Origin of the sequence: Bacillus cereus group sp. BceL220 (assembly GCF_051776965.1) — a bacterium.
Classification (GTDB): domain Bacteria; phylum Bacillota; class Bacilli; order Bacillales; family Bacillaceae_G; genus Bacillus_A; species Bacillus_A cereus.
In genome coordinates this window covers 1-17,326 of the sequence record NZ_JBPWBC010000012.1, presented here as the reverse complement: position 1 = coordinate 17,326, position 17,326 = coordinate 1, and the positions used below count along the sequence as shown (strand labels likewise).

Here is a 17,326-nt window from a genome sequence, read left to right as displayed (position 1 = left end):
ATAATAAACATAAAGAGGTTAGAAAATGAATGGGAATTATTCATTGTGAGTTTTTTGTATCTATATAAGGGATTAGGTGGTAAGGATATAATGAATATATATAAGGTACGTGTGCCAGGAAATATAGAACATGATATTATGCAGAAGCTTATACGTTTGGTCTCGAAAGAAAAGCAGATGAAAATACAGAAATATAAAAGAAAGTCCGATCAATATAGCGCCTTAATTGGAGACATTTTAATAAGATATTTAATTACTACAAACTTCTCTAAAGAAAATAAAGATATTAAATATGAATACAATGAGTACGGAAAGCCTTATGTTGATGAGTTAAATAATTTTCATTTTAATATATCACATTCCGAAAGTTGGGTTGTTGGAGCTATTCATGAGGAAGAAGTAGGAATAGATGTAGAAAAAGTTCGGCCCATAGATACTGCAATGATTAAAAATATATTTACTGAGGAAGAATTTAATTATTTAAATTCATTAAATGTAGAACAACAATTAGATGTGTTTTATGAATTATGGACTATAAAAGAAAGCTTTGTTAAATGGATAGGGAAAGGACTAACTATACCTTTAAACTCTTTTGTTATTAATAAAAATACAATATTTTATGGTGACATGCTATCTAATGAGGTTTATTATAAAAAGTTTACTATTGGTAAAGATTATAAGCTTTCTTGTTGTGCTTCTTTAGATAGTTTTCCAGAATTAATAATTGAAATTGATTTTGTTGATTTGTGTTATTATTTTATCGAAAATAAAGACTTCTACTTAGTTTAAAATGGCTCGTGTTCCCATAGTTGAATGAACTTTTTAGAAAATAAAATCAGAAAATTATATAAAATGTTTGTGGGAATTTTGGGATATTATAGAAAAGCGTCATTTTAATTTTAAAATGACGCTTTTCATTTGCTTATGTCGATTCACGAATAATTAAGGTTGCTGGATATTCGATAATTTTACGCTTAATAGATTCCTTTTCATTTATATATAGTAGTATCTCACTAACAGTTCGTTTACTTAGCTCAACGATTGGAATATCAATTGTACTAATTGTTGGAGTTGTAACTGTGCAAATTAATTGATTATCATAACCGCAAACGGCAAGGTCAGTAGGGATAGTATATCCTTTTAAAGAAGCACCTTTAATTACTCCAGCAGCAACTTGATCATTTCCAGTAAAGAGCGCAGTGGGTCTATTTTTTAATTTATCTAACCTCTCAAAGATTCGAATTCCATCTTTAATAGTAATTGCATCTCCAAATAACCAACTTTTTTTGTATGATAATTGTTGTTCTTTTAATGCATGCAGATATCCTTGTTTGCGTTTTAATTGTGCTTGACTTTTAAGGGAATCAAAACAAAAGCCAATCTTTTTATGTCCTTTATTTATTAAATGTTTTACAGCTTTGTATCCGGCTTCGAATTCATCATAGCAAATTATCGGGATAGGTGCATTTTCCTCATATTCATTACAAAGTAATATTGGGCCATATGCTAAATAATGCTCTATATTTTCCCAATCATTTTCTAAGGATGCGAGAATAACACCATCTACCGCTTTATTCTTTAGTAATGAAAGCAATTCAAGCTCAATTTTTTTTTCATAAAAAGTCTGATAAATCAGTAATTTATAATTGTATTTTAGAAGTTCTTTAGAAATTTCTCTAGCTAATTTTCCGAAAAAAGGATGATCTATATTTGGGATCGATAGAGCGATGGTTTGTGTCTTGTTCACCCTAAGATTTCTGGCGATAGAACTGGGAGTATAGTTTAATTCTTTCATTATTTGTATTATTTTCTCACGTTTTTCTGGATTTACATAAGGATGATTATTTAAAACTCTTGAAACTGTAGCATTTGAAACATTGCATAATTTAGCTATTTCATTAATTGTTACCATAAAGAATCCCTCCGAAAAAAAGTGTTGACATGTAATCGATAACATAAAATATAGTCTACTCATGATTTTCAAAATAATTTCTTAGAGGTGATTTAACGTGAAAACCCTTACTACAATTTCTGGCCATAGCAAAGACAATTTAGCTTTATTAAAGTGCCTGCAGGGAGAAACGAAAGAGAAAGAATTTGAAATTAGTAATGTATTACCGAATCACAAAATGAAAGAGAAATTATTTAGAGAAAATAAATTGAAAATAGATATTGATATAGAAAAAGATATTTTCAATTATAGCAGAAAAAATATACAGAAAATAGAATTTATGCCAGTTAATCGGTTGATTTCTCAAAGTGAAATTGACGGAATAATAGGAACTTTAAAAGAGGTTTTACCGACAGGTCAATTCACAAGTGGACCATTTTCTAAAAAATTAGAAGAAGTAATTGGGGACTATTTAAACAAGAAGTATGTAATTGCAACAAGTAGTGGAACAGACGCACTTATGGTGTCTTTGTTATCTATTGGTATTCAGCCAGGCGATGAAGTAATTATGCCAGCTAATAGTTTTGCTGCTACTGAAAATGCAGTATTAGCAATTGGAGCAAAACCGGTATTTGTAGATATTGATCACAAGAGTTATTGTATTGATCCACTTAAAATAGAAGAAGCAATAACCCAAAAAACAAAATGCATTTTACCTGTTCATTTGTATGGTAAACAATGTGATATGAAAAGAATTCGTGAAATTGCAGATGTTTATCAGTTAAGAATTATTGAAGATGCATGTCAGGCTATTGGTTCCTCAAACCTTGGAGAATATGGAGATATTATTATTCTGAGTTTTAATCCATATAAAAACTTTGGTGTATGTGGTAAGGCGGGTGCAATAGTTACTAATAATGAAAATCTTGCAATTCGTTGCAATCAATATAGTTATCATGGATTTGAAGTTGATAAAAAAAATAAAAAAGTATTAGATTTTGGCTTTAATTCTAAAATTGATAACCTTCAAGCAGCTATTGGTTTAGAGAGAATTAAGTTCCTATCGTATAACAATTTAAAGAGAGTATTTTTGGCTAAACGATATATACGCAATTTAAAAGAATTAGAGGATAGGGAATTAATAAAGCTACCTAGGATGACAGAAGATAATGTTTGGCATCTTTTTCCGATTAGAATTATAAATGGAAGAAGAGATGAGGTGAAAAATAAATTGTACCAGTTGTATAACATTGAAACAGATATTTATTATCCAGTATTATCTCATAAACATAATACTAAGCTGGTAAAGAAAAATTATATGCAGGATACTTTATTAAACACAGAGCAAGTTCATAAGGAAATATTACATTTACCTTTACATCCAAATATGTTGTTAGAGGAACAAAATTTTGTTTTGGAGGGATTAATTAATGTCAATAAGTAATGAAGTTTTAAAGTCTTTAGTTTTTGAAAGGTTACCACAGGTTAAAAATCCTAAATATATAGTGTTCTGTGATTTTGACGAAACTTATTACCCTCATAATATGGATAATTCTAGAAGAAGCGATATGAAATTATTAGAAAAATACTTGTATGAACACGCAAGTAAAGGAGATTTGGTCATTGGTTGGGTAACTGGAAGTAGTTTAGAATCAATTGTTGAGAAAATGAAAAAAGGTGGTATTAAATATTTCCCTCATTTTGTGGCGAGTGGATTAGGTACGGAAATAACGTACTTTGATAGTAATGGGACTACTACGGATGATCAAGTTTGGGAAGAGAGAATAGTAGAGGGAGGTTTTGATTCTGCGAAAATTAAAAGAATTATCGAATTGCTTGAAACAAAATATGAAATTTTTTTAAGACCTCAGACACAATTAGGAAGTTCTAAGTACAAATTTAATTTTTATTATGAAGAGCAAAATGAAGCTATTGATTCAAACAATTTAGAACAGATAGAAGAAATCGGGAAGTTATACAAAGTGGGGGTAAATATTAACAAATGTAATCCATTAGCTGGTGATCCAGAAAATTGCTATGATGTAGATTTTATTCCACTTGGAACAGGTAAAGATGAAATTGTGAAATTTATGTTAGATAAGTACAAACTAGATAAAGCAAATGCAATTGCTTTTGGAGATAGTGGAAATGATTTAAGGATGTTACAAGCTGTAAGACATGGTTACTTAGTAGAAAATGCAACGGAAGAGGCTAAACACACACACGCAATGCTAGCTCAAGGTGAATACTCAATTGGAATTTTAAATACTCTAAAGCACATTATTAATTAAAGGGGATGTTCATATAATGAATATTGGAATTATAGGTGCAGGTAGTATTGCAAAAGCTCATTCTAGGGCATTATCAACAATTGATAATTGTAAATTAGTTGGAGTATATGATGTTAATTACGAGAATGCTCGAGAGTTAGTAGAAGATTATGATGGGGAAGTTTTTAATAGTTATGAAGAGTTACTTGAAGTTGTTGATGGGATAATAATATCTTCCCCTAATTTTTGTCATAAGTCTCAAGCTGTTCAAGCGTTATTAAAAAACAAACATGTTTTAGTTGAAAAACCAATGGCAATTTCTTGTGAAGAAGCAAAATATATGATGAAAATAGCAAAGGATACTAATGTAGTTGCTGCAATGGGGTTTAACTATCGTTACTTGTCCTATATTAAGGCTTTGAAGAGCTTAATTCAAAATGGGGAATTAGGAGAGGTAGTAGTAATAAGGCTACATTTTAAAAAGAATAGCGCTTTTCGAAGAACTTTGTTTACTTGGCGGGATGACAATCAAAGTAATAAAACTAGTGGGGCATTGGGGGATTTAGGCATTCATTTAATAGATTTACTTTGGTTTTTATTTGAAAGTGATTTTAGAGAGGATACTGTTCGAACTAAAATTAAAACAAATGTTAAAGAAAAAGAAAAACAAAAAGTATTTGTAGATGATTATGCAGAGGTTTATGGTCAATTAACCAATAAAGTATTTGTTAATATTACAACGTCTAAAAGTTCATTCCCTGAAGATTGTGGCTTTAGTATTGAGGTAATAGGTACTAAAAAAGAATACAAGTATTCTTCTAAAGAACCTAATAAATATATAACTTTTGATGGGTTGGAAAAACAAGAAATCTTTTTACCTTTACCGTTATTAGTTGATCCGGAAAACGAGATTTTTGAATGGGCGGATTCTTTTAGAAAGGAAATTATAAGCTGGGTTAATGCAGCAGCAGGTGGTTCTAAAAAATCGCTTGCAACATTTGAAGATGGATTACGTTCACAAATTATATTAGATTTATTCTTCAATAAAAACAAACGTAACAAAGAATTATCTGTAACAACTATTTAGTTTTATTGTGAAAAGAGGGATTTATAATTTGTAACATAAATCCCTTTTTCTTTTGAATTGGAGCTGATAAAAGGTGCGGTTAATATTTTATTTTGGGTGCTTGTTCTATTTTATTGTAGGAGTAATACATGTTTGTATGGGCAGTTTAATTCCTTCGTTACTACAATATTATGAAAGAACACCTGATCAACTAGGGATATTAATATTTTTTCAATTTACTGGATTTTTATTTGGTGTTCTTAGTTCGCCTGTTTTAGTAAAAAAGTATCATTATTTTAAAACTCTAACATTTGGGATATTAGCAATGTTAGTAGTTTTAGGAGGTTTTATATTTGTTAAAGAATGGGCATATTTAGCGGTAATTGCATTTGGATTGGGTTATGGAGCGGGTTTGTTAGAAACTACTATGGGTTCCTTTGTTATTTCAGCAGAAAAGAATAGTGCTGCTAAATTCAGCATTCTTGAAGTATGGTTTGGGGTTGGAGCACTGGGGTTTCCTTTATTAGTCAATTATTTTATAAAATTTTATACATGGTATTTCATTTTATATGGAATCTTGCTATTTCTTATTTTCACACTATTAGTTTGGTACTTGTTTGGAAGTGCTAAATTTAATAATCTTTCTCCTCGAAAGAATGAAAAGGAAGTATCACTATCCCCATTAACTGTTAGTTTTAAAAATGGAAAAGTAAAAATTATATTATTTATATCACTTTTTGCATTCTTATATGCAGGTATAGAAACCAATCTTGCAAATTTTTTATCTACAATTATGATTCTTACTAATAATGAATTAATTAGTTCAATAAGTATATCTTGTTTCTGGCTAGCAATAGTTATCGGAAGGATTTTTATAGGTAAGCTTGTTCATAAGTTTAATTATTGGATATATATTTCATCTAGTTGCTTCACATTAGTAATTCTCTTATTTCTATTCCCCTTTGTTCGTGGTACAGGTATGTATTTATCTGTAATCTTCATTATTGGTTTAGTCATAGCTGGCATTTTTCCGATAACACTTATTTTAGCTTCCCGTATTATGGAAAATAATATTGATGAAGTGACTAGTTTATTTATTGCATCGGCAAGTTTGGGAGGAGCTCTAGTTTCCTTTCTAATTAGTTGGAGCTTATCATTAAATACTATAAATATTACCTTTGGGATATTTTCATTTTTTGCTTTTATTCTTGGTTGCATTATTTTAAAGATGAGGAAAATCTCCAATTATAGTAATAAAGATGTTAAAAAAATAGAAAGCATGAAATCTTTATAGAAAATATTTTTATGTATAGAATGTGTAAAAAAGAAAATTATAGTATAAATTTACAGAAAATTGATAAAAGAATTGAGAAAGCTGAAAATTCAGTATTTTGAGTATATTTTTAGTGTTATAGTGTGTAATATATTCAGCAGAGCTATATCATAAAAAATAGGAATATAGACTAACAATAGAATTATATGTAAGTATTTATGAGTAAAAAAAGAATTCGAGTTCATATAGGCTATATATCAACTGCTATATATTAGTTTAAAAACAAATGTAGAAAAGTGTGGTAATGGATCCACATGAATTATTTTTGCAATCTATTATTTTTTACCTTAGCTGTTTAATATTTTTGATTTACACATATGTGTAAATACATTTTTGTTACATGCACTTATTCAAAAGGGAGGTAATATAATAATGGCTATTCGAAAACATTTAATTACTCTTGAGGATCTTACTGATAGTGATATTAACCAAATTGTAACTCGTGGGGTAGAGTTTGCCACAGGTAAATCGCAACCTAATCAAATATTAGCGGGAAATATAATTGGGGTTTACTTCCGTAAAACATCGACTAGAACTCGATCGGCATTTTCTATTGCAGCATTAAAGATGGGTGCACAAATTGTAACGTATGGTCCAAATGATTTGCAAGAAAATACAGGGGAGTCTATAGAAGACACTACTCAAGTACTTTCGCGAATGCTGGATGGACTAGTAGCAAGAACTGCAGATAGTCAAAAGGAAATGGAAAAACTGGCATCTCAAAGTCGTATGGCAGTCATTAATGCAATGAGTGCGGAAGAACATCCAACACAAGCGCTAACAGACCTAACAACAATGAAACAAAAATTTGGTGAAATAGCTGGATTACGGGTTTTATATATGGGAGAAGGTAATAACAGTGCAGCAGCTCTAGCTCTTTCTTTATCTCGTTTTCCAGGTACGGAGTTATATCTTTTTACACCTGCTGGTTATGGAGTGTCTCCAAGTGTGCTTGAAAAATCAAAAGAATATGCACGATTTTCTGGTGCTAAAGTTATAGAATGTCATGATATAAAAATGTTACCTAGTGAAGTGGATGTTGTATATACAACAAGGTGGCAAACAACAGGCACAAGCAAAATAGATCCTTTATGGAAAGATGCATTTAATCCATTTGCAGTGACAGAGAAAATTTTGACTTTATATCCGGAAGCTACTTTTATGCATGACCTTCCAGCACACCGAGGTGAAGAAGTAGCAGCAACAGTTATTGATGGACCGAAAAGTATTGTATTTACCCAGGCCGAAAATAAGTTAAATAGTGCTATGGCAGTACTTGAATGGTGCTTAGCTTATCGATACTAAAGAATCTAGCATTTATTGTCTTTCAGGTATAAGTTCTATTAGAGGTACATTCGAAAGAACATTTAAAGTAAATCTGAATATAAGTTATTTAAAGATGATTTATATTCGAATTTACAAATGTTTATCTTTAATTATTTTTTTTAGATTTTAACCAAGAAAGGAAGCAAATTATGCTCAAGAAATTAGAGAGTTTAGAAAGGGTAATTGGCAACACACCTATGATTAAATTAGAGCATGAAAAGATTAATCTGTATGCAAAACTAGAATATTACAATTTGATGAATAGTGTTAAAGTACGTACTGCTTACCACATTTTAAAATCAGCAATAAATCGCGGTGAAGTGACTGAAAATTCTACAATTATCGAATCTTCATCTGGTAACTTTGCGGTTGCTCTTTCTACTCTTTGTAGGTATATTGGTCTGAAATTCATACCAGTTATTGATCCAAATATTAATGATAGTTATGAGAATTTTTTGAGAGCAACTTCCTATCAAGTAGCTAATGTGGATGAACGAGATGAAACAGGTGGCTATTTATTAACGCGTTTAAATAAGGTGAAAGAACTTTTAAATACTATTCCTAATGCCTACTGGACAAATCAATATAATAATGCCGATAACTTTGAAGCTCATTATCAAGGAATTGGTGGAGAAATATCTAATGATTTTAAACAGTTAGATTATGCCTTCATTGGAGTGAGTACTGGAGGAACTATCGCTGGGGTATCTACACGATTAAAAGAAAAATTCCCTAATATTAAAATTATTGCGGTAGACAGTCAAGGATCCATTATTTTTGGTGATAAGCCTCGTAAACGGTACATACCAGGAATTGGTGCCAGTATGATACCTGGAATGGTTAAAAAAGCAGTGATTGATGAAGTAATGATTGTACCGGAGGTTCATACTGTTGCAGGTTGTTATGAGCTATTTAATAAACATGCAATATTTGCCGGTGGATCATCAGGGACTTCATATTATGCAATCCAAAAGTATTTTGAAAATAGAGATGTTCAAAATACCCCTAATGTTGTTTTCTTATGTCCTGATAATGGTCAAGCTTACACATCTACTATTTACAACGTAGAATGGGTAGAATGGCTTAATACACAAAAATCAGTAGAAGATCAATTAGTTTCTTTATAAAAACGATATAGAAATGAGGAAGCAATTATGATGTATTTAAATACTAAACATTTCAATGAAATGGGTGTTAATTGGGAAGAAACAATAAATGTCATTTCAAAGGCAGTAAAAAGTCTTGATTCAGAAGACTTTTCTCAGCCAATTAAGCCATACTTACGTTTCGATGATCCGGCTAATAGAATTATTGCTATGCCAGCTTATATTGGAGGAGAATTTAAGGTTTCAGGAATCAAATGGATAGCTAGTTTTCCGAAGAATATTGAGAAAGGTATTCAACGTGCTCATTCAGTTACTATATTAAATGATGCTATGACTGGAAAACCATTTGCGACACTTAATACAGCAATGGTTAGTGTAATACGAACAGCTTCTGTTACAGGGTTAATGATTCGAGAGTTTGCCAGATTAAGAGATTTAAATAATATTAAAGTTGGAATTATTGGATTTGGACCTATTGGTCAGATGCATTTAAAGATGGTAACTGCCCTATTAGGCGATAAAATCGAAAGTGTTTACTTATATGATATCAATGGAATTAAAGACGAATTAATTCCTGAGGAAATTTATTCTAAAACTCAAAAGGTTAATGTATATGAAGAAGCTTATAATGATGCTGATATTTTTATTACTTGTACTGTTTCTGCAGAAGGTTATATTGATAAGAAACCTAAAGATGGGGCGCTACTACTCAATGTTTCTCTTCGTGATTTTAAGCCTGATATCTTAGAATATACAAAATCCATAGTTGTTGATAATTGGGAAGAAGTCTGTCGTGAAAAAACTGATGTTGAAAGGATGCACCTTGAAAGAGGTTTACAAAAAGAAGATACAGTATCAATTGCTGACGTTGTAATCCGAGGAGCACTGCAAAACTTCCCTTATGACAAAGCAATATTATTTAATCCAATGGGTATGGCCATATTTGATGTAGCCATTGCTGCTTATTACTATCAAAGGGCTAGGGAAAATGAAATTGGTGTTTTATTAGAAGACTAGTAAAATTATTAAAACGCAGTTTGAAATAATTGTCTAATAGCTGCTAAATATCGGTAAACACGACTAATCATTATAGAAAATTAGTTATTTGATAAGCTTAGAATTTATGTAATTATTTGAGGAGCTGTTTTTATGAGTGAAATTATTTCGGCCTTAGATCTCTTACATCCCAAGCAAATTCGCTTTCATGAATCATATGAACACAAAAGATTGGAACAAATTTGTCGTGTAATGGAAAGCGAAGGTGTTTTACGGAATCCTCCCTTAGTATCTGAGCTTAGTGATGGTAATTATCTGTTACTTGATGGTGCCCATCGTATGAAGGCTATGATGGCATTAGGTTGTAAACGCGTTGCTGTACAGGTAGTACCTGATGAAAAAATAAAAATTCGTGCTTGGAATCATTTATTACCAATGGGGGAATGGGTAAATAATTTAAAGAAAGAACCTACAATAATTTGGTCAGGTAAGATTATTGCTAATAAACGTTTGCTTGCAAAAATTACAGAAGCAAATAAACAAGAACATTTTTTATATGCAAGGGATTTAAATAGCGATTTATTTAACCATTTAGAGATATGGCATCGTATTGTAGGCTTATATCAACATGAGTATACGGTACGCCGTCATTCAAATGATACTGAGGTCTGGCCTCATTCAAATGAAATATTGATGAGTTATCCAGAATACTCGTTGATGGAACTGAAAAAGGTAATTGAAGCAAAATTTTTAATGCCAGCGGGAGTTACTCGTACGACGCTTAGTGGTCGGTTATTGAATTTACGTATACCACTTCATATATTGCGTACGGAAGTATATCCTGCTGGTGAATGGGAAACGTTATGTGGAAATTGGTCAAAATGTTTACGCCTTTATGACGAGCCAATATATGTTTATGATGCATAATATGTTGTTTAGTGATTATAATGTATATTTTTTATTTATTTGTAAAAATTTCATTATATGATTTATATTAATTCCAAAATATTTTTATTATGTTATAAAAACTGTTTGAATTAGTATTTAAGACTAATCTAAGAGAGGTTTGTTATCGAATGGGGGTAAATATTACAAAAAAGGACAAAGTGGAGATTTCTAAAAAATTAAAAGTTTTTTTGGCTGATCAATATTCACTTGAATTAGGCGATTACATAAGCTTTGAGATACTTGAATTTATAATAAAGGAACTAAATCCACATTTTAATCAAGCTACAAAGAATAGATTGGAAATTCTGTTAAAGAATATAGAGAAAGAGATATATAGTGAATTAGTTTCACACGGAAATAACAAAGCATAGAGGTTATTGTATGTGTTTAAATGTAAAATAGTTTGAACTTATAACTAAATAATGTGTTGCTATTAATTTGGTAGAATAGTGAGGAACAAGAGAATTGGTAATATACAATTTTTAGAAGAGATGAAATTGAGAAGTGAACATACTTACAATTTCATCTTTTTATTTTTGACACGTTTTTTGCAATTAAAGTATGAAAAAGGTAGCTGTACAAAAGGTACATACAGCTACCTTTTAAAAAAAATTTCGTATACAAGAACAACCTTAGCGTAAACTTGCGCTTAATGGTACTTGAGAATAAACTGTGAAATTGTTACTATAAGTACCGTGTTTAGAAAATGAGGAAGAAATTGAACCGTTCCAACTTTTGTAGGTAGATCCAGATGTATCTGTTCTTAGAAGTACGTTTGAGAAGCTAGCCTGGGTAAAAGAATTACGTCCAGTATCTTCAACGCCCTGAACCATTTTCACTGGTTCGTATTGAGAAAATGAGCCATATACAGGCTGATTTGCATATCTAGGGCTTCCATTTACATACATAGTAACCGTACCATTTCCGTTATTAATTATTTTAAGGGTTACTCGATCACCATCTTTAATTGATGTATCATATTGTGTGTTCCAATACTTACTGTTTTGACCGGATTCATTATATCCTGAATTAAGAAATACTTTATATCCACTTGATGTTTTTGAAATACCGCCTTCAACTTTAGATGCTCCAATACCTAAATACCAATTCACATATCCATCTTTGACAACAACTGATTTTGGTAGATTTATATCAGCTGCAATACCGGTATAGCTACCATTTGTGACACTTTTTACAGCACCTTCTGTAGCTGCAAAACTTGTAGTTGAAAACATTGATAGAGAAATTAGAAGTGAACCGACTAGATATATCATTTTTTTCTTACTTTTCCTTAATACTTGATTCATTTTAAATCCCCCTTATTTTTAATTATTAAAGTGTATTGAAAGTTGGCCAACTAACTACGACTTACAAATCAAAGATACATTAGGTTTAATTTAATGTATATATTTTCCTGTCGTAAGTCATGGAAATGTCAAATATATTTGATATTTCATATTTATCAATATAGGGGGAGTTGACAGAATAAAGTGTTATATCTGCTTAAAATTAAGTAGGTTTTGTTAAAAATACGATTAAGCTTATAAATGTGTTAGGTATAATATGTATTACGATTCATCTAGGGGAGATAGATATGGAAGGGATACAGAGGATTTTTCAAAACATATATCTGAAATTTTGATAAATAAAATAAAAACAAATGAAATAAATGAATTGTTTGTGTTAAAGAATTTATCGGAATAGTTGGTAGATGAAGGGAAATATATGATTTAAAGGTCGTGGAATTCCTACATAAAAAGAAGAAAGGGGGTCCAGCTATGGAAAAAACAAGCTCAAAGTTAGATAATGCAGCTATTGAAGGGGTTATAGAGGCATTAAAAGATGAAAATGAATGTTTACGTATGGAAATCGATTATTTAAAAAAGTTAAAGGCCTTAGTTCAAAAAGAGAAGAAATTACAGTCCTTTCCGAACGAGAAAGCCCATCGCCTTTAGGTATTCAAAGGGTGGGTATCATTTTGCAATCTTGTAGTCTAACTAATACTTGTAGGCATGATAAATGATTATAGAATTATGATTTTTCTAAGAAATAGATTTAAATCTTATTAACTAAAAGTATATATACGAGCATCCTATATTTGGTGATAGGATGCTCGTTTTATATATATAGAAAATCTCGTCAATTTTTAGTATATCTTCCTACGTACAAGTATAGTAATGTGAATAGTCCGAAACAAAGCTGTTTCTCTCAGAGATGTCCCATTGTAATTCATATAATGAATTACATCTAGTTTATACTCGAGAGAGTAAGTTGTATAGCGTTTTTCAAACGCCTTTTCCCATGAAAATTCAAACCGTTTAATCCATTGATAAAGTTCTCTAGGATGAACCCCTATAGAATTAGCAATGGTTTTTCCGCCTTCCGTACCTTCTAGATATCGTTTTACTGCTTGTATTTTATCTTTTGAAGAAAATTTAGCCATAAAAAATGCACCTCCAATTGTTAATTATGTGTCTAACAATTGGGGTGCACTTCAGTAATAGGCGGTCTGTTGTTTGTTATGGTCGGCGACTGCTATTCTTTTACTCATCTCATATTATATTTAGTTTAAGAATTGAGAATAGAAGAATAGGATTAGAAAAATTAATGTTTTGCCAAATAATTTATTGAATAGACTTAAAGGGATAAACAGCTCTCCTATGGTAAGGCTTTTGAGTTTATTCCTGTTTGGGTTTTTTAACAATTCTTTAAATGTTCGAAAGTTTATTTTATTAACGAAAGACCAACTTGGCATAGCTTTTGTATCTGAATCTATTTTGAAAATGATATGAATACTATGTGTATGAAAGCCACCTATACTTAAAATAAGCATAAATCCTAAAATAATGAACCAAGTCATTTTCTAGCACCTCCTTCAGTATTTAATATTAAGATATTAATAACGTTGAGGAAGTGTGCTATTGTCCATGAAAAATATTGAGAAATTGTTGAGGGAACGTTGAGAATGGTGCAAGGCAATTGATCGTAGCATAGTTAACTATGCTTGTCCTTGTTATTTTTGTAAAAAAAGGAAAAGAGAACAGTTGCGTAGACTGTTCTCTTAAGGAGCGGAAGCGCTGAACATTTTGCAATGACAATGATTCAAGCCTTCCAATTATAGTGTGTGCAAATCGTTACAATTCATACATTAAAATTACTTTATTATCGAGTGAGTGTATTAGAAAGTACAAAGAGCACTTTTCAAAAGTGCTCTTTGTAAGGCGTACATTAGGACTTGAAAGAGGCATCATTGCATTTTGAAAGGAGATATCTATATACAACATATGAAGATGATTTGAAAAGGTGACGATAAAAACAAAAGAGCAGTAAGGGTGTACGAATTGCTCAGCTTCAGGGGAATTGGAGAAGGGGGGATTTATATTGTTAGGGAGATTCTCTAATGCTATTCTACTATAATATTAAATAAATTATGCAGATGAATAATAAGAATAAAATTGTTAATTAACGGAAAATTCTGTTAAAACTTTATAAAATTAAATAAGTTTACAAATATATCCATAAAAGGTATGGTTAATTTATGTTAAAATTTTACATAAGGGGTGGTTATGTGAAGAAAAAAAGAGATTTTCTTTTTAAGTTTGTGTCGTCGTTAGTATGTTTAATTTTTATTTTGCAGACATCCTCAGTAAGTTTTGCAGAAAGCTCTCCAGAGCCTTTAGCACCTACTCATGTTAATAGTTGTGATAAGCTATTGGACAGTGTTTCTGTTGAAGAGTTTGAGAGGACTGTATCGTTGGAGAATAATACTGAAACTATTAAAATTACAAACCAAGACATTGTTAAAAAATATATAGAAGAGAATGATTTTGAAAAACCATCTAATCTTATACCAGCTGAACTTACTTTTGTAAGGTCTCTATCAAACGAAAATAATCAAAATAATTATTCGCAAAGTTTAGCACCAGCTTCATATTATCTTAAAAATAAAACAGCTACTTCAGCTTGTGGAAGTTCTGTATTAAAAAAAGTAAGTGGTAATTCAGGTTCTTTAACATTAAGTTTTTCTTCAAAAATTGCTGCTTCATGGAATGCAAGTGTAGGTGTAAGTGCAAGTGTGGTTTCGGCAGGAGTAGGATTTAATGTATCAGCTGAGTATTCTGTAACACAAAGTAATACAATTGATACAAATGGAAGATATGCTGAGATTAGAGCTTATGCAGAATATACCGGTTATCGTTTTGATGTATGGGAGTCTGGATGGTTTGGTGATAAAAAAGTTGGAAACGGGACAGCATTAAGACCTGTTGGAATATGTTTTGTGACATATCGTTAATTTAATGTTAAGAAAAAGAATCCTTGAAATTAAGGATTCTTTTTTCATAGTTTGATAATATGGTAGGAAAGGGGGTAATTGTTTGAAAAATATAAAAATACGTAATGTGGTTTTAACATTTATCGTATTAATCGGCATTATACTTCTTGTGAAGAGCTTGGACTTTGCAAATAACCTTACTCATTCTTGGGTGCAAAGTTTAGGCGGTGATGTAGAGACATCGACATATAATATTATGTTAAACAATTATATGAATGTTTTCCAAATATCGGGAGGTATTTTATTTGGGATTGGATTTTTTCTATTATTATATTCGGTATTCTTTTGTAAGGAGTAGATCAATTATTAAATAAAGGTTGTGGGAGTTACTTACTGCAACCATTTTCTTATCTAACAATAGACAAAGTTATAAAAGGGGAAACGTTGGTAAAGTAAAGGGCATCATTCTAAGAATGATGCCCTGATCATGCTATACTTTACCTACTGAGTTACTTTTTCAATTGTAGGCATTACAGCAATTGGTGGTAATGATGCAGTCCAACCAACTGCATATACGTTTAATTTATCACCTATTGTGTAGTCTTCATCACTTGAAATAGGAACTCTTAAAATCTTATTCTGAGAAACTAACTCCCACCAATCATCTTGATAAGCAAGTGCTTCGTCCTTTGTAGAAGTAGCAGCAACTACTAAGTAATGATTATCTACTGAAATAATATATCCAGTAAAAGGTTCTTGTTTTTGGTTCTGAATAGAATGAATTGGTGTAGCGCTTACCGACGACTTATTGGAATCTGCAAAAGCTGGTGTTAACCCGAAAGTAAATCCACATCCTAATGTTAAGGTTGTTACGGCTGTTACTAATTTTTGTTTTTTCGTAAACATCATATATCCCCCTTATATTTTATCCCTACAATATCCGTTTTCTATTTATATACACATAAAGCCTTTTAATATTAAGATGTTTAACAATTCTGTCACAATCATTCCATAAATGTTAATATTATCTATTAATGGGAGTGTTTTTATGTTATAATTCACTAGGTGAACTATTATTGTTCCTTTCATCTTTTGATGGATGTATGCCCTTCCTTAATTGTAAATATGTTCGATTTTATTGGTGAAGAGGGAAGAAATCCCTCTTCTTTTTTTGTCTCTTGTAAAGTTCAAAGGTGGCTTAAGGAGTAAAAAAAGAGGGGGAGTGGAGTACTAACTATTACAGCCCTTCCCGAACGAGAAAGCCCCTCACCTTTAGGCATGGGATGAAAGTGAGGTTGGATAAGGAGTGCACTAAAAACCGCAAGGTTTGTGGCACTCTAAGTATCCAAAATGTTGGTATCTTTTATTTTTTCATCTTTCATGTTGCAGCTTTGTTATCCAACTGATACAATGCGAACATGATGAATGATTATAGAAGAACCAAAACAACCGTGTCATTAATTAACTATCATTTTGTGTTTTGCCCGCGATACAGAAGAAAGATTTTTCTTAATACAAAATTAGAAGAACGTTTCAAGGAGTTGGTTCAAGAAATATGCGGAGAATTGGATATTTCTATTGTTGCAATGGAATGCGACAAAGACCACGTTCACTTGTTCTTAAATACACCACCAACACTTAGTCCTGCTGATACAATGGCAAGAATTAAAGGAGTGACATCAAAACGTTTGAGAGAAGAGTTTCCACATCTTCAACACTTGCCGAGCCTATGGACGCGTTCTTATTTTGTTTCTACTGCTGGAAGTGTATCAAGTGAGACAATAAAATATTATGTTGAAAATCAAAAAACAAGGGGGTGAAACTTGTGCCACAAACCATCACGGTTAAAGTTAAATTGCTTCCAACAAAAGAACAAATCATGCTATTGGAACAAAGTAGCCACGAGTATATAAAAGTCATTAATGCTCTTGTATCTGAAATGGTTGAAGCAAAGAAAAGCACGAAGAAAAGTACAAAGGATATTGAGGCCAATATCCCAAGTGCGATGAAAAATCAAGCAATTAAAGATGCGAAAAGTGTGTTTTCTACAAAGGTGAAAAAGAGTAAATACAAAATCGTTCCGATTCTAAAAAGACCTGTTTGTGTATGGAATAACC

Annotated in this window: 18 protein-coding genes and 2 pseudogenes; 15 read left to right on the top strand and 5 right to left on the bottom strand. The window is 31.2% G+C overall.

The features are described from left to right. Nucleotides 1-90: 90 nt before the first annotated feature. Nucleotides 91-789: a 4'-phosphopantetheinyl transferase family protein gene (locus tag ACS2FK_RS23980; RefSeq protein ID WP_063549864.1), complete on the top strand. Its 699-nt coding sequence runs from the start codon at nt 91-93 to the stop codon at nt 787-789. A gap of 133 nt (nt 790-922) precedes the next feature. Here the strand turns inward: ACS2FK_RS23980 and ACS2FK_RS23975 are convergent, their stop codons facing one another. Further along, nucleotides 923-1,912 carry a LacI family DNA-binding transcriptional regulator gene (locus tag ACS2FK_RS23975; protein ID WP_063549866.1) on the bottom strand — a complete coding sequence of 330 codons (990 nt, stop codon included), beginning with the start codon at nt 1,910-1,912 and terminating at the stop codon, nt 923-925. Nucleotides 1,913-2,009: 97 nt separating this feature from the next. Here ACS2FK_RS23975 and ACS2FK_RS23970 point away from each other — a divergent pair, with 97 nt between their 5' ends. The 9 genes from ACS2FK_RS23970 (at nt 2,010) to ACS2FK_RS23930 (ending at nt 11,307) form a co-directional block, all read left to right on the top strand. Then, entirely contained in the window at nt 2,010-3,335 is a 1,326-nt protein-coding gene (locus tag ACS2FK_RS23970; RefSeq protein ID WP_063549868.1) for a DegT/DnrJ/EryC1/StrS aminotransferase family protein, read from the top strand. Further along, entirely contained in the window at nt 3,322-4,182 is an 861-nt protein-coding gene (locus tag ACS2FK_RS23965) for an HAD-IIB family hydrolase (RefSeq protein WP_063549873.1), read from the top strand. The genes ACS2FK_RS23970 and ACS2FK_RS23965 overlap by 14 nt, the downstream gene beginning before the upstream one ends. A 16-nt stretch (nt 4,183-4,198) precedes the next feature. Beyond that, nucleotides 4,199-5,248, top strand: coding sequence for a Gfo/Idh/MocA family protein (locus tag ACS2FK_RS23960; RefSeq protein WP_001020521.1), 1,050 nt, complete (start codon nt 4,199-4,201; stop codon nt 5,246-5,248). A 73-nt stretch (nt 5,249-5,321) separates the two neighbouring features. Next, nucleotides 5,322-6,521 carry an MFS transporter gene (locus ACS2FK_RS23955; RefSeq protein WP_063549875.1) on the top strand — a complete coding sequence of 400 codons (1,200 nt, stop codon included), beginning with the start codon at nt 5,322-5,324 and terminating at the stop codon, nt 6,519-6,521. A gap of 411 nt (nt 6,522-6,932) precedes the next feature. Then, nucleotides 6,933-7,865, top strand: a complete 933-nt coding sequence (locus ACS2FK_RS23950; RefSeq protein WP_063549877.1) for an ornithine carbamoyltransferase — start codon at nt 6,933-6,935, stop codon at nt 7,863-7,865. Between the two features lie 170 nt (nt 7,866-8,035). Further along, on the top strand, nt 8,036-9,013 hold the full coding sequence (gene sbnA, locus ACS2FK_RS23945) for a 2,3-diaminopropionate biosynthesis protein SbnA (protein WP_063549879.1): 978 nt from the start codon (nt 8,036-8,038) through the stop codon (nt 9,011-9,013). Between the two features lie 27 nt (nt 9,014-9,040). Beyond that, nucleotides 9,041-10,009: a 2,3-diaminopropionate biosynthesis protein SbnB gene (gene sbnB, locus ACS2FK_RS23940; protein WP_063549881.1), complete on the top strand. Its 969-nt coding sequence runs from the start codon at nt 9,041-9,043 to the stop codon at nt 10,007-10,009. A 132-nt stretch (nt 10,010-10,141) separates the two neighbouring features. Further along, a complete protein-coding gene (locus tag ACS2FK_RS23935) occupies nt 10,142-10,915 on the top strand; it encodes a ParB N-terminal domain-containing protein (RefSeq protein WP_001289605.1) in 774 nt (257 codons plus the stop codon). Nucleotides 10,916-11,064: 149 nt separating this feature from the next. After that, on the top strand, nt 11,065-11,307 hold the full coding sequence (locus ACS2FK_RS23930; protein WP_000538717.1) for a DUF2164 family protein: 243 nt from the start codon (nt 11,065-11,067) through the stop codon (nt 11,305-11,307). A 261-nt stretch (nt 11,308-11,568) separates the two neighbouring features. On the opposite strand, the gene ACS2FK_RS23925 is transcribed toward ACS2FK_RS23930, so the two are convergent. After that, entirely contained in the window at nt 11,569-12,243 is a 675-nt protein-coding gene (locus tag ACS2FK_RS23925; protein ID WP_063549883.1) for a hypothetical protein, read from the bottom strand. Between the two features lie 471 nt (nt 12,244-12,714). Between ACS2FK_RS23925 and ACS2FK_RS23920 the strand changes: the two genes are divergently transcribed. Beyond that, nucleotides 12,715-12,891 carry a hypothetical protein gene (locus ACS2FK_RS23920; RefSeq protein ID WP_173927927.1) on the top strand — a complete coding sequence of 59 codons (177 nt, stop codon included), beginning with the start codon at nt 12,715-12,717 and terminating at the stop codon, nt 12,889-12,891. Between the two features lie 227 nt (nt 12,892-13,118). Here ACS2FK_RS23920 and ACS2FK_RS23915 read toward each other — a convergent pair. Together ACS2FK_RS23915 and ACS2FK_RS23910 are read right to left on the bottom strand one after the other, a co-directional pair. Then, nucleotides 13,119-13,379 (bottom strand): annotated as a pseudogene (locus ACS2FK_RS23915) (transposase); the annotation flags it as partial. 120 nt (nt 13,380-13,499) lie between these two features. After that, nucleotides 13,500-13,796 (bottom strand): hypothetical protein, encoded by a 297-nt coding sequence (locus tag ACS2FK_RS23910; protein WP_063549885.1) that lies wholly within the window; start codon nt 13,794-13,796, stop codon nt 13,500-13,502. 708 nt (nt 13,797-14,504) lie between these two features. Here ACS2FK_RS23910 and ACS2FK_RS23905 point away from each other — a divergent pair. Both ACS2FK_RS23905 and ACS2FK_RS23900 read left to right on the top strand, forming a co-directional pair. Continuing rightward, on the top strand, nt 14,505-15,230 hold the full coding sequence (locus ACS2FK_RS23905) for a hypothetical protein (protein ID WP_230387370.1): 726 nt from the start codon (nt 14,505-14,507) through the stop codon (nt 15,228-15,230). Between the two features lie 82 nt (nt 15,231-15,312). Continuing rightward, entirely contained in the window at nt 15,313-15,567 is a 255-nt protein-coding gene (locus tag ACS2FK_RS23900; RefSeq protein WP_063549887.1) for a hypothetical protein, read from the top strand. Nucleotides 15,568-15,710: 143 nt separating this feature from the next. On the opposite strand, the gene ACS2FK_RS23895 is transcribed toward ACS2FK_RS23900, so the two are convergent. Further along, nucleotides 15,711-16,115: a DUF3221 domain-containing protein gene (locus ACS2FK_RS23895; protein WP_063549889.1), complete on the bottom strand. Its 405-nt coding sequence runs from the start codon at nt 16,113-16,115 to the stop codon at nt 15,711-15,713. Between the two features lie 512 nt (nt 16,116-16,627). On the opposite strand from ACS2FK_RS23895, the gene tnpA reads away from it, so the two are divergent. Together tnpA and ACS2FK_RS23885 are read left to right on the top strand one after the other, a co-directional pair. After that, nucleotides 16,628-17,029: an IS200/IS605 family transposase gene (gene tnpA / locus ACS2FK_RS23890; protein ID WP_063549891.1), complete on the top strand. Its 402-nt coding sequence runs from the start codon at nt 16,628-16,630 to the stop codon at nt 17,027-17,029. Nucleotides 17,030-17,034: 5 nt separating this feature from the next. Then, a pseudogene (locus ACS2FK_RS23885) lies at nt 17,035-17,326 on the top strand (RNA-guided endonuclease TnpB family protein); the annotation flags it as partial.

Coding starts and splice junctions, on each gene's coding strand:
- tnpA (WP_063549891.1), top strand. CDS start 16,628: ATGATGAATGATTATAGAAGAACCAAAACAACCGTGTCATTAATTAAC.
- ACS2FK_RS23975 (WP_063549866.1), bottom strand. CDS start 1,912: ATGGTAACAATTAATGAAATAGCTAAATTATGCAATGTTTCAAATGCT.
- ACS2FK_RS23980 (WP_063549864.1), top strand. CDS start 91: ATGAATATATATAAGGTACGTGTGCCAGGAAATATAGAACATGATATT.
- ACS2FK_RS23930 (WP_000538717.1), top strand. CDS start 11,065: ATGGGGGTAAATATTACAAAAAAGGACAAAGTGGAGATTTCTAAAAAA.
- ACS2FK_RS23895 (WP_063549889.1), bottom strand. CDS start 16,115: ATGTTTACGAAAAAACAAAAATTAGTAACAGCCGTAACAACCTTAACA.
- ACS2FK_RS23925 (WP_063549883.1), bottom strand. CDS start 12,243: ATGAATCAAGTATTAAGGAAAAGTAAGAAAAAAATGATATATCTAGTC.
- ACS2FK_RS23950 (WP_063549877.1), top strand. CDS start 6,933: ATGGCTATTCGAAAACATTTAATTACTCTTGAGGATCTTACTGATAGT.
- ACS2FK_RS23920 (WP_173927927.1), top strand. CDS start 12,715: ATGGAAAAAACAAGCTCAAAGTTAGATAATGCAGCTATTGAAGGGGTT.
- sbnA (WP_063549879.1), top strand. CDS start 8,036: ATGCTCAAGAAATTAGAGAGTTTAGAAAGGGTAATTGGCAACACACCT.
- sbnB (WP_063549881.1), top strand. CDS start 9,041: ATGATGTATTTAAATACTAAACATTTCAATGAAATGGGTGTTAATTGG.
- ACS2FK_RS23910 (WP_063549885.1), bottom strand. CDS start 13,796: ATGACTTGGTTCATTATTTTAGGATTTATGCTTATTTTAAGTATAGGT.
- ACS2FK_RS23965 (WP_063549873.1), top strand. CDS start 3,322: ATGTCAATAAGTAATGAAGTTTTAAAGTCTTTAGTTTTTGAAAGGTTA.
- ACS2FK_RS23935 (WP_001289605.1), top strand. CDS start 10,142: ATGAGTGAAATTATTTCGGCCTTAGATCTCTTACATCCCAAGCAAATT.
- ACS2FK_RS23960 (WP_001020521.1), top strand. CDS start 4,199: ATGAATATTGGAATTATAGGTGCAGGTAGTATTGCAAAAGCTCATTCT.